Origin of the sequence: Pseudoalteromonas rhizosphaerae (assembly GCF_902498845.1) — a bacterium.
GTDB classification, from domain to species: domain Bacteria; phylum Pseudomonadota; class Gammaproteobacteria; order Enterobacterales; family Alteromonadaceae; genus Pseudoalteromonas; species Pseudoalteromonas rhizosphaerae.
This window is the reverse complement of record NZ_CABVLM010000019.1, coordinates 1-18,489: the sequence shown is the minus strand read 5'-3', so window position 1 is coordinate 18,489 and position 18,489 is coordinate 1. Positions and strand designations below refer to the sequence as shown.

15 protein-coding genes and 1 rRNA gene are annotated in these 18,489 nt (G+C 41.3%); 14 read left to right on the top strand and 2 right to left on the bottom strand.

The window, feature by feature from the left end:
- The first annotated feature begins 14 nt into the window (after nt 1-14).
- The 9 genes from atpB (at nt 15) to glmU (ending at nt 8,239) form a co-directional block, all read left to right on the top strand.
- On the top strand, nt 15-857 hold the full coding sequence (gene atpB / locus PSR9079_RS21225; RefSeq protein ID WP_145241691.1) for a F0F1 ATP synthase subunit A: 843 nt from the start codon (nt 15-17) through the stop codon (nt 855-857).
- Nucleotides 858-925: 68 nt separating this feature from the next.
- Nucleotides 926-1,159 carry a F0F1 ATP synthase subunit C gene (gene atpE / locus PSR9079_RS21220; RefSeq protein ID WP_009838908.1) on the top strand — a complete coding sequence of 78 codons (234 nt, stop codon included), beginning with the start codon at nt 926-928 and terminating at the stop codon, nt 1,157-1,159.
- Nucleotides 1,160-1,211: 52 nt separating this feature from the next.
- A complete protein-coding gene (gene atpF, locus PSR9079_RS21215) occupies nt 1,212-1,682 on the top strand; it encodes a F0F1 ATP synthase subunit B (protein ID WP_145241689.1) in 471 nt (156 codons plus the stop codon).
- A 15-nt stretch (nt 1,683-1,697) separates the two neighbouring features.
- The gene (gene atpH, locus PSR9079_RS21210) at nt 1,698-2,231 is read left to right on the top strand and encodes a F0F1 ATP synthase subunit delta (protein WP_145241687.1); all 534 of its coding nucleotides are present in this window, start codon (nt 1,698-1,700) and stop codon (nt 2,229-2,231) included.
- A gap of 14 nt (nt 2,232-2,245) precedes the next feature.
- Entirely contained in the window at nt 2,246-3,787 is a 1,542-nt protein-coding gene (atpA, locus tag PSR9079_RS21205; RefSeq protein WP_145241685.1) for a F0F1 ATP synthase subunit alpha, read from the top strand.
- Between the two features lie 60 nt (nt 3,788-3,847).
- Complete coding sequence (gene atpG / locus PSR9079_RS21200; protein ID WP_145241683.1) at nt 3,848-4,708, top strand: F0F1 ATP synthase subunit gamma; 861 nt, start codon at nt 3,848-3,850, stop codon at nt 4,706-4,708.
- A 33-nt stretch (nt 4,709-4,741) separates the two neighbouring features.
- Nucleotides 4,742-6,127, top strand: a complete 1,386-nt coding sequence (gene atpD / locus PSR9079_RS21195; protein WP_145241681.1) for a F0F1 ATP synthase subunit beta — start codon at nt 4,742-4,744, stop codon at nt 6,125-6,127.
- 13 nt (nt 6,128-6,140) lie between these two features.
- Entirely contained in the window at nt 6,141-6,563 is a 423-nt protein-coding gene (locus PSR9079_RS21190) for a F0F1 ATP synthase subunit epsilon (protein WP_145241679.1), read from the top strand.
- Between the two features lie 317 nt (nt 6,564-6,880).
- Nucleotides 6,881-8,239, top strand: coding sequence for a bifunctional UDP-N-acetylglucosamine diphosphorylase/glucosamine-1-phosphate N-acetyltransferase GlmU (gene glmU, locus PSR9079_RS21185; protein WP_145241677.1), 1,359 nt, complete (start codon nt 6,881-6,883; stop codon nt 8,237-8,239).
- A 59-nt stretch (nt 8,240-8,298) separates the two neighbouring features.
- Here the strand turns inward: glmU and PSR9079_RS21180 are convergent, their stop codons facing one another.
- Nucleotides 8,299-9,042 carry a siderophore ferric iron reductase gene (locus tag PSR9079_RS21180; protein ID WP_149983166.1) on the bottom strand — a complete coding sequence of 248 codons (744 nt, stop codon included), beginning with the start codon at nt 9,040-9,042 and terminating at the stop codon, nt 8,299-8,301.
- A gap of 15 nt (nt 9,043-9,057) precedes the next feature.
- Nucleotides 9,058-11,145: a TonB-dependent siderophore receptor gene (locus tag PSR9079_RS21175; protein WP_149983195.1), complete on the bottom strand. Its 2,088-nt coding sequence runs from the start codon at nt 11,143-11,145 to the stop codon at nt 9,058-9,060.
- A 129-nt stretch (nt 11,146-11,274) separates the two neighbouring features.
- Here PSR9079_RS21175 and PSR9079_RS21170 point away from each other — a divergent pair, with 129 nt between their 5' ends.
- From PSR9079_RS21170 to PSR9079_RS21150, 5 genes are all read left to right on the top strand, one after another.
- Entirely contained in the window at nt 11,275-12,861 is a 1,587-nt protein-coding gene (locus PSR9079_RS21170) for a pyridoxal phosphate-dependent decarboxylase family protein (RefSeq protein WP_246175628.1), read from the top strand.
- A complete protein-coding gene (locus PSR9079_RS21165) occupies nt 12,854-14,170 on the top strand; it encodes a lysine N(6)-hydroxylase/L-ornithine N(5)-oxygenase family protein (protein ID WP_149983165.1) in 1,317 nt (438 codons plus the stop codon). Before PSR9079_RS21170 ends, PSR9079_RS21165 begins: the two co-directional genes overlap by 8 nt.
- A complete protein-coding gene (locus PSR9079_RS21160) occupies nt 14,167-15,363 on the top strand; it encodes an MFS transporter (protein WP_149983164.1) in 1,197 nt (398 codons plus the stop codon). Before PSR9079_RS21165 ends, PSR9079_RS21160 begins: the two co-directional genes overlap by 4 nt.
- On the top strand, nt 15,363-17,765 hold the full coding sequence (locus tag PSR9079_RS21155) for a GNAT family N-acetyltransferase (RefSeq protein ID WP_149983163.1): 2,403 nt from the start codon (nt 15,363-15,365) through the stop codon (nt 17,763-17,765). The genes PSR9079_RS21160 and PSR9079_RS21155 overlap by 1 nt, the downstream gene beginning before the upstream one ends.
- Before the next feature lie 607 nt (nt 17,766-18,372).
- A 16S ribosomal RNA gene (locus PSR9079_RS21150) occupies nt 18,373-18,489 on the top strand; the annotation flags it as partial.

The following is an 18,489-nucleotide window of genomic DNA, read 5'->3' as shown; positions in this document are numbered from 1 at the left end:
TTTTGGGATATAACATGGCTGCAGGTGAAGAGCTAACTCTAACGGGTTACATCAAGCACCACCTAACCAACGGTCAGGTGCGTCTATCCGACGACCCTAACAATTGGTGGATGGTACTTAATGTCGATACCCTAGCATGGTCTATCGGTTTAGGATTGATCTTTCTATGGATCTTCAAGCGCGCTGCGAATAAAGCAACGCTTGGTGTTCCTGGTAAATTTCAGTGCTTTATCGAGATGGTCGTAGAATTCGTTGACTCTAACGTGAAAGATACCTTTCACGGTAAAAGTAAACTAATTGCCCCTCTTGCTCTGACAATTTTTGTCTGGGTATTCTTGATGAACTTAATGGATTTAATACCTGTTGATTTCCTACCAACTGCTGCGGCATTGATTAGTGGTGAGTCTTGGGATGTTATTTCAAGCGGTCAATCGCATACTTATATGAAAGTGGTACCTACAACCGATCTTAACTTAACGTTAGCAATGGGTTTAGGTGTATTCGCACTTATCATCTTTTATTCGATTCGCGTTAAAGGCGTTATGGGTTTTGTTAAAGAACTTACATTACAACCGTTTAACGTTAAGAACCCAGTGGTTCAAGCACTATTTATTCCAGTAAACTTGTTACTAGAGCTAGTAACCTTGTTTGCTAAGCCAATCTCATTGGCACTACGTTTATTTGGTAACTTATACGCAGGTGAATTGATCTTCATTCTGATTGCAGCGATTGGCTTATTCCAATTACCACTGCACTTCGTATGGGCTGTGTTCCACATTCTCGTAATCGTATTGCAAGCATTCATCTTCATGATGCTAACAATTGTATACCTGAGCATGGCGTCAACTGATCATTAATCAGACGTCAGTTCAATAAAGATTTTTTTACTTAAACTTTAAACTTTGAAAATTAATCGGAGAAAACAATGGAAATCGTACTAGGTCTTAAATATATCGCTGTAGCGTTACTTATCGGTTTTGGTGCTTTAGGTACTGCTATCGGTTTTGGTAACTTAGGTGGTAAATTCCTTGAGTCTGCTGCTCGTCAACCTGAGCTTGCACCACAACTACAAGTTAAAATGTTCATCGTAGCGGGTCTTATCGATGCTATCGCGATGATCGGTGTAGGTATTGGTCTATACATGTTGTTCGCACTTTAATATTGAAAAAATACTTTATCCGCGATCAACTATTGACTAAGGAGGAGTGGTTGTGAGTTTAAACCTTACTCTACTCGGCGAATTAATAGCATTTATCGTTTTTGTTTGGTTCTGCATGAAGTTTGTGTGGCCACCACTTAACGGTGCTATTGAAGCTCGCCAGAAAAAAATTGAAGATGGTTTAGCGGCCTCTGATAAAGCTGAAAAAGATCTTGAACTTGCTCGTAAAAAAGCAACTGCAGAACTTAAAGAAGCTAAATCACAAGCTGCTGAAATCATCGAGCAAGCTAAGAAGCGTGCAACGCAAATCGTAGACGAAGAGACATCTCGTGGTCACGACGAGCGCGAAAACATCATTGCTCAAGGTCATTCTGAAATTGAAGCCGAGCGTAACCGTGTTAAAGAAGAACTGCGTAAGCAAGTTGCTACTTTAGCGGTTATCGGCGCACAGAAGATTCTAGAGCGCGAAATCAATGAAGCCGCGCACAGCGACATTGTTGAAAAACTTGTAGCTGAGCTTTAATAGGAGGGTCTGAGCATGTCTGAATTGACTACAATCGCTCGCCCATACGCTAAAGCGGCCTTTGAATTTGCCGTTGAAAAAGGCGTAGTTGAGAGTTGGAATGATATGTTGTTTTTTGCTTCAGAAGTGGCGAAAAATGAACAAGTCGCTCAATTCCTAACTGGAAGCGCCTCTGCTGATAAGCAATCAGAAATTGTTATTTCTGTTTGTGCAGAGCAACTCAACGAATACGGTCAGAACCTTGTAAAGGTGATGGCTGAAAATGGACGTTTGACCGCCCTACCAGCTGTTGCACAATTGTTCTCTGCTTTTAAAGCAGATTACGATAAAGAGATTGATGTTGACATCACCTCTGCAACAACCCTTGCTGCAACGCAGCAAGAAACACTGGTAGCGGCACTTGAAAAACGTTTCGCACGCAAAGTTAAGCTGAATTGTAGTGTTGACGAATCACTTGTTGGTGGCCTTATGATTAAGGCTGGAGACACAGTAATCGACGGCACTGTTCGCGGTAAATTAAACCGTTTAGCCACTACACTACAATCGTAATTGGGAAGAAGAGCATGCAACTTAATTCCACTGAAATTTCTGATCTGATCAAACAACGTATTGAGAAGTTCGAAGTTGTAAGTGAAGCTCGTAACGAAGGTACAATTGTATCTGTTACTGACGGTATCATTCGCATTCACGGTCTTGCTGACTGTATGCAAGGTGAAATGATTGAGCTTCCAGGCAACCGTTATGCTATCGCACTAAACCTTGAGCGTGACTCAATTGGTGCAGTAGTAATGGGTCCATACGCTGACCTTACAGAAGGCGTAAAAGTATACACAACTGGTCGTATCTTAGAAGTTCCTGTTGGTGCTGGTTTACTTGGTCGTGTTGTAAACACACTAGGTGCACCTATCGACGGTAAAGGCGCTTTAGATAACGACGGTTTTGAACCTGTAGAAAAAATTGCACCGGGTGTAATCGAACGTAAATCAGTAGATGAGCCAGTACAAACTGGTTATAAATCTATCGATGCGATGATCCCAGTGGGTCGTGGTCAACGTGAACTTGTGATCGGTGACCGCCAAACAGGTAAAACTGCACTAGCAATCGATGCAATCATCAATCAAAAAGACACAGGCGTTAAGTGTGTGTACGTAGCGATTGGTCAAAAAGCATCTACTATTGCTAACGTAGTACGTAAATTAGAAGAGCACGGTGCATTAGCAAATACTATCGTAGTTGTTGCATCTGCTTCTGAGTCTGCGGCACTTCAGTACTTAGCACCGTTCGCGGGCTGTACTATGGGTGAATACTTCCGTGACCGTGGTGAAAACGCATTAATCGTATATGATGATTTATCTAAGCAAGCAGTTGCTTACCGTCAAATCTCATTGCTACTTAAGCGTCCACCAGGTCGTGAAGCATACCCAGGTGACGTATTCTATCTTCACTCTCGTCTTCTTGAGCGTGCATCGCGTGTAAACGCTGAGTACGTTGAAAAGTTCACCAATGGTGAAGTGAAAGGTAAAACAGGTTCATTGACGGCATTGCCAATCATTGAAACTCAAGGCGGCGACGTTTCTGCGTTCGTACCGACTAACGTTATCTCTATCACCGATGGTCAGATCTTCTTAGAAACTGACTTATTCAACTCAGGTATCCGTCCGGCAGTAAATGCTGGTATCTCGGTATCGCGTGTTGGTGGTGCTGCACAAACTAAAATCGTTAAGAAACTAGGTGGCGGTATTCGTCTAGCCCTAGCTCAGTATCGTGAATTAGCTGCGTTCTCGCAGTTCGCGTCTGACCTTGATGATGCAACTCGTGCTCAGCTTGAGCATGGTGAGCGTGTAACAGAGCTAATGAAGCAGAAACAGTACGCGCCAATGTCTGTTGCTGAAATGTCTTTGTCGTTATTTGCAGCAGAGAAAGGTTACCTTCAAGATATCGAAATCGTTAAAATCATGGATTTCGAAGCTGGGTTACTTTCTTATGCAAACAGCACATACGCAGAGCTTATGGCTCAAATCAATGAAACTGGTAACTACAATGCCGAGATCGAAGCGCAGCTTAAAGAACTTCTAGAGAAGTTTAAATCTACGCAAACTTGGTAATTTAGTTATAAATGGTGCGCTTTAGTTCGCTAAAGCACACCTTGATTCGGAGAAAGAGTCATGGCCAGCGGAAAAGAGATTAAAAGCAAGATCGGTAGTATTAAAAATACTCAAAAGATCACTAGCGCTATGGAAATGGTTGCTGCGTCTAAAATGAAAAAGGCACAGGAACGAGTGGCTTCAAGCCGTCCGTACGCTGAAAATTTACGCAAAGTGATCGGTCATGTTGCTAATGCTAACCTTGAATATCGCCATCCATATATGGAAGAGCGTGAGGTCAAGCGCGTTGGTTATATCGTCATTTCTACCGACCGTGGTTTATGTGGTGGCTTAAACTCTAATGAGTTTAAGAAAGTATCTTTAGATATCAAAGCGTGGAAAGAAAAAGGTGTTTCTGCTGATTTCGCAGTTATGGGCTCAAAAGCCGGCACTTTCTTTAACCGTTTTGGTGGAACAGTACTTGCCAAAAAATCAGGGTTAGGCGATGCGCCTTCTATTACCGACGTAATTGGTCCGGTAAAAGTAATGCTAGAAGCATTCAATGAAGGCAAATTAGACCGCTTGTATGTGGTTTACAACAAGTTTGTAAATACCATGAAGCAAGAGCCAACAATCGATCAGTTGTTGCCTTTGCCAAAAGACGAAAGCAAAGAACTTGCACACCGTTGGGATTACATTTACGAACCAGATCCAAAAGCAATTTTGGATACATTAATGGTTCGTTTTGTGGAATCTCAAGTATACCAAGGTGTAGTTGAAAATGCTGCCTCTGAACAGGCCGCCCGTATGGTTGCAATGAAAGCTGCAACTGATAACGCAGGCGACCTTATGGATGAGTTACAGCTTGTTTATAACAAGGCTCGCCAAGCGGCAATCACACAAGAAATTAGTGAGATTTGTTCTGGTTCAGCAGCAGTTTAATGCTTCGGGCAAAGATTAACGAGAGGAATAGACATGAGTTTAGGTAAGGTCGTCCAAATTATCGGCGCCGTTGTGGATATTGAATTTTCACAAGACAGCGTGCCAGCCGTATATGACGCGTTAAAAATAACAGATGGTGATTTAGCTGGTTTGACTCTAGAAGTTCAACAACAGCTAGGTGGCGGTGTGGTACGTACTATCGCACTAGGTACTACTGACGGTTTACGCCGTGGTGCATTAGTATCAAACACAGGTGAAGCGATTCAAGTTCCAGTTGGTAAAGCAACGCTTGGTCGTATCATGAACGTACTTGGTGAGCCAATCGATGAAGCTGGTCCAATCGGCGAAGAAGACCGTATGTCTATTCATCGTGCAGCGCCTTCATACGAAGAGCAATCAAGTTCAGTAGAACTTTTAGAAACTGGTATCAAGGTAATCGACCTTGTATGTCCATTCGCTAAAGGTGGTAAAGTTGGTTTATTCGGTGGTGCCGGTGTTGGTAAAACCGTAAACATGATGGAACTTATTCGTAACATCGCAATCGAGCACAGCGGCTACTCAGTATTCGCCGGTGTTGGTGAGCGTACTCGTGAGGGTAACGATTTCTACCATGAAATGAACGATTCAAACGTACTTGATAAAGTATCGCTTGTATACGGTCAGATGAATGAGCCTCCAGGTAACCGTTTACGCGTAGCGTTAACAGGTCTTACTATGGCTGAAAAGTTCCGTGACGAAGGTCGCGACGTACTTTTCTTCGTAGATAACATCTACCGTTACACACTTGCTGGTACTGAAGTATCTGCACTTCTTGGTCGTATGCCATCAGCGGTAGGTTACCAGCCTACACTTGCTGAAGAAATGGGTGTACTGCAAGAGCGTATCGCATCTACTAAGACGGGTTCAATCACTTCAATCCAAGCGGTATACGTACCTGCGGATGATTTAACGGATCCATCTCCAGCAACAACGTTTGCTCACTTAGATGCAACAGTAGTACTTTCGCGTGATATCGCGTCACTTGGTATCTACCCAGCGGTAGACCCACTTGATTCATCTTCACGTCAACTTGATCCATTAGTAATTGGTCAAGAGCACTACGATACAGCACGTGGCGTTCAGACAGTTCTTCAGCGTTATAAAGAACTTAAAGACATCATTGCAATCCTAGGTATGGACGAGCTTTCTGACGAAGATAAGCAACTTGTATCTCGTGCACGTAAAATCCAACGTTTCCTATCTCAGCCATTCTTCGTGGCAGAGGTTTTCACAGGATCACCGGGTAAATACGTGTCACTTAAAGACACAATTGCTGGCTTCAAAGGCATCTTAAACGGTGAATTTGATGATATGCCAGAGCAAGCGTTCTACATGGTTGGCTCTATCGAAGAAGCTCAAGAAAAAGCCAAAAACATGTAATTAGGAGGGTAGTATGGCAGCTATGACTGTACATCTTGACGTAGTAAGCGCAGAGCGGAAGTTATTCTCTGGTCTGGTTGAATCGATTCAAGTAAGCGGTAGTGAAGGTGAACTAGGTGTAAACCCAGGACATGCGCCACTATTGACTGCCCTTAAACCTGGTATGGTACGTTTAGTAAAGCAATTTGGTCACGAAGAAGTAATGTATGTTGCTGGTGGTACTCTAGAAGTGCAACCGAACATAGTGACTATTTTGGCTGATGTAGCGGTTCGTGGTGAAGACCTTGACGAACAAGCAACAGAAGCAGCTAAACGTGAAGCTGAAGCGCAAATGGCGAATTCTTCAGCCGCTGAATTAGATTATCAACAAGCAGCAGTACAACTTGCAGAAGCAATTGCACAGCTACGCGTTATTCAGCAATTACGTAAAAAGTAAGCCTATCTGGTTTTCAAAAAGCCCACTTTATGTGGGCTTTTTTGTGCTTGAAATATACTGCATTGTTATCTTATTAGAACGCTATCATTTTTCTAAACTCTACTTTTACAGCTCTTTATCATTATTTTTACTTATATCCTTCATCGATCCCCGTTACAATATAACTAATACAAAGCAAGTTGTGATTTCAGCTTAGATTCAGTGGCTACTGCTAGATTGCCATTGAGTAAGTGCACATGATGTGACTTACGTAATCTTTTTGAATTTACACGCGCTTATTCATTTCAATAAAACAAAGAAAGAAGGAAATTGTTTTAATGTCACTTACTACTGTAATTCTTGCTGCGGGTAAAGGTACTCGTATGCGTTCTGCTCTACCTAAGGTGTTGCACAAAGTTGCCGGTAAACCTATGGTGCAACACGTTATCGATAATGCTAAAGCACTCGGTGCGACATCTACTAACTTAGTTTTTGGTCATGGCGGCGAATTATTACAACAACAACTTGCTGACAACGATGTAAACTGGGTACTTCAAGCTGAGCAGCTTGGTACTGGCCATGCGGTGGCACAAGCAAACCCACATATCAATGATGAAGACACTGTATTGGTTTTATACGGTGACGTACCACTGACAAAGCAATCAACCCTTGAGCGTTTATTGGCTGCTACACCTAAAAACGGCTTAGCCGTGCTTACTGTTAATTTAGCTAACCCTAATGGTTATGGCCGTATGTTACGTGTTGATGGCAAGCTAGTGGGTATTGTTGAGCAAAAAGATGCAAGCGCAGAGCAATTACTTATTAACGAAGTAAACACTGGCATTATGGCTGTAAACGGTAAACTGCTGAAAAGCTGGTTAGGCAACTTATCTAACGAAAACGCGCAAGGTGAATACTACCTCACAGATATAGTCGCAATGGCGCACAGTGAAGGTGTAGAGATAAGCTCAGCACAACCAGATCATCCAATGGAAGTTGAAGGTGCAAATAACCGCGTACAACTTGCAGGCCTTGAACGCGCATATCAGTCGTGGCAAGCCGAACAGTTAATGCTTAATGGTGCAACGCTTGCCGATCCTGCTCGCATTGATGTACGCGGCGAAGTGACAACGGGTGAAGATGTATTAATTGACGTAAACGTTATTTTTGAAGGTAAAGTTACTCTTGGTAATAACGTTGAAATTGGCCCTAACTGCGTACTTAAAAATTGTACGATTGGCGATAACGTAATTATTAAAGCTAATACCTTAATTGATGATGCAAGCGTAGCCGACAAGTGTACTTTGGGGCCTTATGCACGTCTGCGCCCAGGTGCGATTATGGAAGAAGACTCGCATATTGGTAACTTTGTTGAGATGAAAAAAACCCGTTTAGGCAAAGGCTCTAAAGCAAATCATCTTTCTTACTTAGGCGATGCTGAAATTGGCGAAAAAGTAAATATTGGTGCCGGTACTATTACCTGTAACTACGATGGCGTAAATAAAGCCAAAACCATTATTGGTGATAATGCCTTTATTGGCTCTAACTCATCGCTTGTTGCACCGGTAAACATTGGCGCAACAGCAACTGTTGGTGCAGGTTCTGTGATCACCAGCACGGTTGAAGATGAACAGCTAGCAATCGCACGTTCAAAACAGCGCAACTTAACTGGTTGGAAACGCCCAGTTAAAAAGTAAGCGCAGTAGTGTTTACCTTAGCTAGAAAAGCGAGTTTATACTCGCTTTTTGCTTTTTATTTAGCTGTAACATACTGCTATTAACTCCTGTTGCATCCGTTGAACTTTAATTTGCTGAGGTTGTTTTGGGCAATTAGCGCACTTTGCAACATTACCTATTTGGTAATGCAAACAACATGTTTTTCGCGTTAATGCTAATGAGTCTGAGCAAGCTGTAAGCATAATAAACTCCCCCGCCTCTGAGATATCGAGAGCATGCAACCAGTGCGCTGCCATTACATGAATATTAAACTGCGGCTTTCGCTTTGCATGAAGTATTAGTATTGCTAATAGCGTGTCAGCTAATAAGGACATCGCCAAACGCTCATTAAGCCTTGCAACGAGGTTTAAATCTGTGAGTAACTTAACAACATAGCGTTTCAAGTGGGCAGCCATATCCGTTACTGCCTGTTGCTGGTTTTGATGGTACTGCGCTTTTATAGTGGATAGTTGCAGCCCTGCAATAACACCTTGCTGATAGTGTTGCTTAAAGTTTTGCAAAGAAAAACTCATATTAAGTTCATGAACGCTGATAAGCGCTAAATAGACAGGTTGCCAATACAGCATTCCCCAGCTTTTGATTGCCCAATAACTGCGCCCAGCAGCGGGGTATTGCTGCTGCCAATACTGGTGTAACCTTGCAACCAGCAATGAACTGGATTGTATATCGAGCCAATCTGTTGATTGTTCTGGTACATTTAAAGCACTGTGGTAGCCCTTAGCAAGCTTTAACAGCTTACTAAGGGCGAGTTGTTCAGCGTTCATAACGAGTTTAAATACTTAAAATGAGGCGTTTAAACTAAGTTCAACACTGCGCTCAGCGCCCATCCAACAGCCATTTATATCAAAACAAGCACCCACATAACGTTTGTCTGTTAAGTTACTCACGGCTAAACCGATTTTATAGCTGTCGTTAAAACGATAGCTAGCGGCAGCATCAAGCAAGGTATAACCCGGTACTGTATCGGAATTTAAGGCATCTAACTGACTTTCACCGACATAACGTACACCGCCATTAAATTCCAGTGCATCGTTAAAGAAGTAATTTAACCACATTGAGGCTTGTTGCTCAGCTACCCAAATTGGTGTTTTACCTTCCAATGCCGGGTTTTGTGGATTATCTATTACCTCAACATCCATATCTGTTAGATTTACAGTAACATCAAGAGTGTCAGTGAGTTGCTGATAAACACTGATCTCAAAACCCTTAGATTGTACTTCACCATTTTGTGTGTATTTCATAAAGTCTGGAGTGTTAACCACCACATCTTGTTTGCGCAAATCAAAAAAGGCCGCGGTTACTTTAGTTGTTGCATCATTGTTGTGATATTTCATCCCGACTTCAATTTGCTCTGCGGTCGTTGGTTTAAATGCTTTGCCAGTTAAGGTATCTACCCCCGAAGTGGGCTCGAATGATTCTGAGTAACTGGCATAAGGAGCAATGTTATTATCAAAGGTATAAATTGCTGCCATACGAAAAGTGGTATCGCTTTGATCGATTTCTTGACTACTAGATATACCGCTTTTCGTATCATCTGTAACACTGTAGTAATTATCATAGCGAAGGCCAGCAATCACTGTCAGCGCATCGAGCTTTATCTCATCTTGAAGATAAAAACCGCGTTGAGATTGCTCTAAACGGCTAAATTGACGATAGTTATCTAAAGCGGCTGTAGTAGCTGCATTAAACTGGCTGTGATCTGGATTTGATAAATCAAGTGTTGGCGTATTTGCACCAAAAGTATCGGCATAGTCAAATGTAGAATCAAGGGTTTGATATTCAAAGCCAAATAATAGCTGATGATTAGTATTCGCTAAACCAAATTGCACAGCGAGTTGGTTATCAACCACGAAGCCTTCAGCGTCTTCAATGGTTTTATAGGCAGTACGAGTTAAAATTTTATCTGCATCCGCTAAGCCGAAGTCATAGCTATTTTGTTGCGTGGCATCGGCATTGGTATAACGAAAGTTTTGCAAAAACGAAATTGAATCTGAAAATTCATGATTTAATTTATACCCGATCATAGTGACTTCACGAGCAAACTCAGCCCAGTTTTCATCGCCAGCATACGCATCAGCATCTAACTTACCGTAACTGGCTTCGTAAAGTGTGCCTTTCGCGGGTAATGGCGTTGATGGCACCATTTTAGGATCGTCTTGATAATATAAGTTAAGGTTTAAGCTTGTTTGCTCACTTATCTCAAAAGTTACTGAGGGCGCAATGGTGATTCTTTCTTCTTCGGTTGTTTGCTGTTGGCCGTCGCGGCTACGGGCAATTGCAATAAAGCGATAATTAACGCCGTCGGTAATAGCGCCTGTGCTATCTAAAGCTAATTCAGCCAAGCTATTGCTACCAATTCGGGCTCTAATATTGTGCTCAGAGGATGCTTGTGGCGTTTTTGCTGTTTGGTTAACCATGCCACCTGGAGGTGCCGATCCGTATAAAACCGATGCTGGGCCTTTTAAAATTTCGACACTTTGTGTTGCATACGCATCTACTTGTGGAGCTAAGTTATAAGCTAGGTTGTATTGCAGCGGTAAACCATCGTAAAAATTACGGTAACTTTCAAAACCACGAATCGTATATTGGTCAAAAATTGTTACTGTACTGCGATTTTCAGGTGTGATCCCAGAAACATAGCGCAATGCTTCATTAACGGTATCTACTTGGCGTAACTCTAGTAATTTATTGTCGTAAACCTCAAAACTCATAGGCGATTCAATCGGCGTCAAACTCGATTTGGTCCCTGTTGAACGATAACTTTTTCCATATACTTCAATATTTTCTATGTCGTCTGCGGCTGGCTTTTCTGCAGCAAACCCATAGTTACTCATTAAACATAATGATATTGCAGATAGTCCAAACATTGATTTTTTTAACACAATCACTCCTTAAATTTTACTAGAATTAAACCATTGACACTCTATTGGAAACGCGATTAGTATACATTCTCATTTAGATTTATCAATTGTTTTCAATTAAAGGTGATCGTGCTCATGGTTCAGTTAAATGTGTTACTGGCGGATTCACAGCAGCAAGCTTCAACTAATGAAGCAAGTTCAATGCTTAATTCAATGTTTAATAAGGAAAATATAGATAATTTTAAAATAGGTCTTGAGCAGGTTATGCAATTGTTGGAGCAAACAATCGCAACACAACAAAAACCATTTAGCGGTATATTACCGCAGGAGCTAGCTAAAAAATTTATTGGTATTGACCTTAATCAACCGCTGTTTGATATACCGGACGCACTAGAAGAAGTTGCTCAGCTTTATCTTAAAGATGCTGTTTATTTTAATAATCCACGCTATCTCGCGCATTTAAATTGTCCGATTGTTTATCAAAGTATCCTTGCTGAATTGCTCGCTACTTCGATTAATACTGCTGTAGAGACCTGGGATCAAAGTGGTGGTGCCACTTTTATTGAACAAAGTATCGTAGATTGGACACTCTCAAAACTAGCGCTTGGTGAGCTGGCTGATGGCGTATTTACCAGTGGTGGTACGCAATCTAATTTGATGGCGATGTTGTTAGCTCGTGATTTTCAGTGCCAGTTATATGCAGGGCATACTAATAAACAGCAAGGTTTACCACACGACTTTAAACGACTAAAAATTTTCACCTCAAAAGTTAGCCATTTTAGTATTCAAAAAGCCGCCGCAATTTTAGGACTTGGTTACGATGCTGTTGTAAGTGTTCCGTGTGATGAATATTTTAGAATGGATATGACCGCTTTAAATCAGGCGATCGAACACTGTCAGCAACAAGGCGATATCGTTATGGCCATCGTTGCAACAGCTGGAACAACTGATTTTGGTAGTATCGATCCATTAACGCAGATAGCTGAAATAGCTAAGCGCTGTGGTGCGTGGCTTCATGTTGATGCTGCTTATGGCGGGGGCTTATTAATCACGCCCAATAATAAACACAAGTTAGCGGGTATTGAATGCGCAGATTCGGTCACTATTGATTACCATAAGTCATTTTTTCAGCCTGTTAGCTGCAGTGCTTTTTTTGTAAAAGATAAGCAACATCTATCAGTTGTTACTTATCATGCCGAATATTTAAACCCATTAAGTCAGCAACAAGCGGGAACGCCAGATCTATGCAATAAGAGCATTCAAACCACACGACGTTTTGATGCGTTAAAGTTGTGGTTTTCACTGCGTACGGTAGGAGCTCAAAACTTAGGTGTAGCATTTGAACAAGTGATGCATTTAGCACGACAAGGTTATTTGTTATTAGCCTCTGAAGCAGATATTGAAATTATTCATCAGCCGCAGTTAAGTACACTAGTATTTCGTTTTGTTGGCGATAGCGGTGCTACAGATAGTGAATTGGACGCCGTAAATAAATATATTCGTAAACAGTTATCTCGCCAAGGTGAGGCGTTGATCGCGGCAACTAAGGTAGCAGATAAACAATATTTAAAGTTCACCTTACTGAACTGTGCCACCACTATCAATGATATCCAGCAAGTTGTAAGGCTTATAAAGCAATATGGTTATCAATACTTAGCAAGTGATTTAGCGAACGAACATGCTCCTTTAAGTCTTGCACTGGAGGAAGTTAGCTATGGATAAGTCTATTTATGATGTTATTGGTATTGGTTTAGGGCCATTTAATTTAAGTCTGGCATGTTTAACTGCGCCACTTGAAGGAGTCAGCAGTCTCTTTTTAGATAAAAAAGCTGAGTTTAATTGGCATCCAGGCATGATGCTTCCTGAGGTAAGTTTACAAACCCCCTTTATGTCTGACTTGGTAACGCTTGCTGACCCAACTAGCCCTTATAGCTTTTTAAACTATATAAAGCAGCAAGGTCGACTGTATTCTTTTTATATTAGAGAAAACTTTTTCTTACTTCGCCAAGAATATAATCAGTATTGCCAGTGGGCAACAAAGCAGCTGCCTAATATACGTTTTAATTCAGAGGTTCAGCATGTTGAGTACAGCCAAGACGAAGATATTTATATAGTACAAACAGCAGAGCAAGTGTATCTAGCTAAACATTTAGTGTTAGGCACCGGGCCGGTGCCACGTCATCCTCAATGTGCTCAAGCATTTAAGTTGCAAGAGGGGGTTATTCATTCTAGCAACTACTTAGCCAATAAAAGTCAATTACAGCAAAAACAGTCGATCAGCATTATTGGTAGCGGGCAAAGTGCCGCTGAGATTTTTTATGATTTATTACAAGAGATTGATCAGCATAATTATCAACTAAATTGGCTTACTCGTTCTTCACGGTTTTACCCGCTCGAATACACTAAATTAACGTTAGAAATGACCTCACCAGAATACGTTGATTATTTTTATCAATTACCAGAACAAAAACGCCAGCAGTTAAATCGTCGTCAGCATAATCTCTATAAAGGTATTAATAGCGAATTGATCAACAATATTTTTGATTTGCTGTATAGCAAACGGCTAACAGCTAAATTGCCAGTAAGCTTGCACACAAACTCGGCATTGATTGATATGACCTACCTGAGCCACCAGCAGGGTTTTGAACTTAGCTTAGAGCAAACTGAACAGCAGCAAGGTTATTCACTAAACACCCAAGGCGTTATTTTTGCAACGGGTTATCAGTCTTACCAACCGAGCTTTTTAGCAGGGATCAGTCATTGCATTGATAGTGACGACGCGGGGCTTTATCAAGTTGCTCGTAATTACTCAATAGACAAGCAGCATCAACGTATTTTTGTACAAAATACAGAGCAACACACCCATGGTTTTGTGACTCCTGATTTAGGCATGGCATGTTATCGCAACTCTTGTATTATTCGTGCGATCACCGGACATGAACATTATCCAATAGAACGTAAAATAGCTTTTCAGGAGTTTACTGCGCCCAATTATGAGTTAAGCGACGAAGTAGAGCAGTTTCGCGCATGAGTAAGCAGTTTAAAGTTTTGTTGATCGCGATAACGGTATTTGCAGTGCTCAGTGATTCAATGTTATTGCCGTTTTATCCTACTTTCTTTAGTGCGGTATTTAATATAAGTGACCCTGCCTATGTTGGCACTTACATTGCTGGCAGCTGCTTTGTTGTCATGGTCTGTTTTCCTATTTGGGCCTTCATTAGTAAATACATTAATGTGCTACCTTTATTGGTTTATAGCCAAATTGCTGCGGGTGTATTTAGTGTCAGTAGCTTTTTTGCTAGCGACTTAAATTGGTTTTGGTTTTCCTCCATGGCTATGTTTGCTTTTAAAGCCAGCTATTTACTGGTTTATCCATACTTAATGAGCTTGGAAGCGAAAACAAATCACGTTGCGACGATTGCAATGCTTAGTGTTGTGGTGCACTTTGGCGCTATACTTGGCGCACTTGCTGGTGGCTTTGTGTTATCGGCTCTTCCTGGCAAAGCCGCATTTTTAATAATGGCTCTAAGCGATTTTACTCAGGTTTTTGTGTGCGCCTATCTCATAAGATTAGCGCCTAGTAAAAATCAGTCGCCTCCAGTAGCAAAAACATCAATCACTTCATCAAGTCGTTGGCCTGTATATCAACTTGGCATTGTTATGTTGTGCTTTTACTTTAGTGCTTTTTTGATCCGGCCTTTTTTTGCGGCATATTGGCAAAGTATTAGCGACACCTCCAGTATCGTCCTAGCGAGTGTTGTGTTTTCTATCCCTGCTTTTATGGCATTGCTTGCGCTGTGCTTTAATCAGTGGCGGCAGCAAACAAATCGCAACCCCATCAACTTATTAGTTGTCTTTATGTTGATCATTACAGGCGTTGCATTACAAGCCAGCCCTCTTTACTTAGTAGTGATCGCAGGACGCTGCCTGTTCGGTCTATCGCTATTCATTATTATTGTGCGTCTTGATCTGCTGCTTTACCAAGTGAGTACGCCAGACAAGTACGCTGAAGATTTTAGTAAAGTCAGTTTTTGCCAAAGCTTAGGTGTACTTTTAGCTTCTTACTGCGCGGGTTTGCTGGTTAAAAGCTCTGGTTTAGTAATACCTTTTTGGGTCGCCGCTGGTGGGCTCGCTATATCCGCTTGTTGTTTATGGCTACTGAGCAAGCAAAGTCGACGCCATACTCCTTGCGCCAATCTGGCATCCACCACGAGGGCTCAATAATGTCCATTACAGCAGCTGTTTTTTGTCAGCAGTTTACTAATATCGCAGAGCTTAGCTTAAGGCCATTTAGCCTAGCACAAGATCTCGCGTTAATTCACCAGTGGGTTACTCAGCCTCATGCACAGTTTTGGGGCATGCAGGAACTTACCATTGAGCAGTTACAGCAAGAATATCAAAGCTTGTTAGCACATAGTGATATTTATATCGGCTACGCAAACAATAGCGCGTGTTTTTTAGTTGAGTTATATGACCCTCTATTAGATGAAATAGGTAATCATTACCCCGTCAAAGCAGGTGATATTGGCATGCACATTCTGATTGCCCAAAGCAATAACAAAGTGCATGGCTTTACTTGGTCGGTGTTTCAACTGGTGATGAATTTCATTTTTGCTAATGACAAAAATCAGCGCGTTATTGTTGAACCTGATATTCGCAATAACAAAATTCATTGTTTGAATACTAAAGCCGGCTTTCGTTATCAATCTGCGGTTAGATTAACTCATAAAACCGCACATCTCGCATTTTGCACGCGTGATAACTTTTATCACGCATTAAATAAGGATAATACTATGAAGCACATTCCCCTGAGCCCAGAGCAAGCCGTCAGTCATTTAACTCCACAGCTATGGCGGCATGTAAATAGGTTACATGTTCGCAAAGCTTTGAGTGAGTTTGCTCATGAGCGGCTGATAAAACCGCAATTGACCAATGAAGATGCAGATTGGCAATATTTTGAGCTCAGTACAGACAAAGAAACCATTGTTTATCGCTTTAAAGCCAAGCTGGGGTATTTGAATCACTGGCATATAGCAGCAGACTCAATTGAAAAACAAATAGATAACCAAGTAGCCGAGCTCGATTCAATCGCCTTTATTTGTGAGTTACAACATAGTTTAGGTATCAGCCAAGCTATGCTGCCTACTTATTTAGAAGAGATAGCCAGTACTTTATATGGCAGTGCTTATAAGTATCAGCTGCCAGCATTGACTGCCGAGCAACTCACCACTGCGGATTTTCAACAGGTAGAAAGTGCGATGACGGAAGGTCATCCTTGCTTTATAGCAAACAATGGTCGAATAGGGTTTGATACCAATGATTATCGCCAATACGCACCAGAGACTGGCGCGCACTTACAGCTGGTTTGGCTAGGTGCGCATAAAGATAGAGTGGTGTTTTCGACCACCGATGATTTAGATTATCAAACACTCATAACGCAAGAGCTATCAACGAACACCATAGAGTCATTTAAGCAAAAGCTATTAGCGCGTCGAGTAAATAGTGACGATTACTTCTTTTTCCCCGTTCATCCTTGGCAGTGGTTTAATAAACTCGCGTCGTTATTCTCTAACGATATTGCTGATCAGCATTTGGTTTGCTTAGGATACAGCGAAGATGAATATCAGCCGCAGCAGTCTATTCGTACTTTTTTCAATAAAACACATCCGCATAAACGCTATGTAAAGACCGCACTGTCAATTTTGAATATGGGATTCATGCGTGGTTTATCGCCTTATTATATGAGTGCAACTCCCGCAATTAACGATTGGGTAGCACAAGTAGTATCACAGGATCCGTACTTAGCTGGATCCGGTTTTACAATTCTGCGTGAGGTTGCAGCAATTGGTTATTATAATCACGCTCTAGAAGCCGCAACCGATCAATACAGTCCATATCGAAAAATGCTTTCTGCACTTTGGCGTGAAAGCCCAATGCCAAAGATAAAGAGTAATCAGCGCTTAATGACCATGGCGTCGCTGCTGCATATAGATAATCAAGGACAAGCGTTATTACCTGCTTTGATAAAATCAGCCAAGATAGGTACTCATATATGGATTGCTAAATATCTAAAAGCATACTTAGATCCACTCCTTCATTGTTTCTACTCCCATGACTTAGTCTTTATGCCTCATGGTGAAAACTTGATCCTGTTACTTGAGAACAACATTCCAGCCAAAGCAATAATGAAAGATATTGCCGAGGAGATAGCTATTCTTAATAAAGATTTAGTACTGGCGGATAATATTCAACGCTTAACTGTGGATGTGCCCGATGAATTAAAAGTGTTGTCAATTTTTACAGATGTGTTTGATTGTTTCTTTAGGTTCGTGGCTGATATCCTTGATCAGCAAAACGACTATTCAGAACGAGACTTTTGGCAACAAGTTGCAGAGTGTGTAATTAGCTATCAACAATCACACCCAGAACTAAAAGATAAGTTTATCAAGTATGATCTATTTAGTGCTGATTTTACCTTGTCGTGTTTAAACCGATTACAGTTAAGTAATAATCAGCAAATGATAGATTTGGCAGATCCGGCAAAAAATCTTAAATTTGAAGGAAAATTAATCAATCCGATAGCCGCATTTAATCCAATTAAAAAAGATAACAGTGCAACAGTTTAATAATTGCTATTTAGCTATGAGATGGATCAGGTCTGTATGCGCAGCTTGGTTGCTCTCATAGCTGAAAATTTAAGCGAAAATAACGCTGCAACGCCTTGTTTGTATGCCTTTTGAGCAAATAGTTAATTAATTTAATAAAACTGAAATAAAGCGTTGACGGCCTCAAGAATATCCCTATAATGCGCATCCACTGACCCGGCAGGCAGCAATGAAAAGCGCTGAACAAACGGTAAGTAAGTCGAGTAAAACTTAGCTTTAAAATCTTTTAAAAGAAACTAAAAATTAAGTGTTGACAAAAAAATAGGAAAGCGTAAGATTCGCTTCCCTTGAGTTGCTAAGGCAACTCAAACGTTCTTTAACAATATAAAGCAATCATCTGTGTGGGCACTCGTACAGATTGAGTTCTAACAGTCGAACTACTACGGTAGTAAGACACAAAATTTAGAGTCTCAATTGAAACTGAGTGACCAACAGCAATAACTTACTTAGGTTTTACTTAAGAAAAGAATTGCAGCACAGTCAATTCAATATCGAAAGATATTAAATAAATTCAGAATTCATTGAGCAGGTTCTTCATTCTTTATTGGATGAGAACAGAAAAAACTTTTAATTGAAGAGTTTGATCATGGCTCAGATTGAACGCTGGCGGCAGGCCTAACACATGCAAGTCGAGCGGTAACAGAGAGTAGCTTGCTACTTTGCTGACGAGCGGCGGACGGGTGAG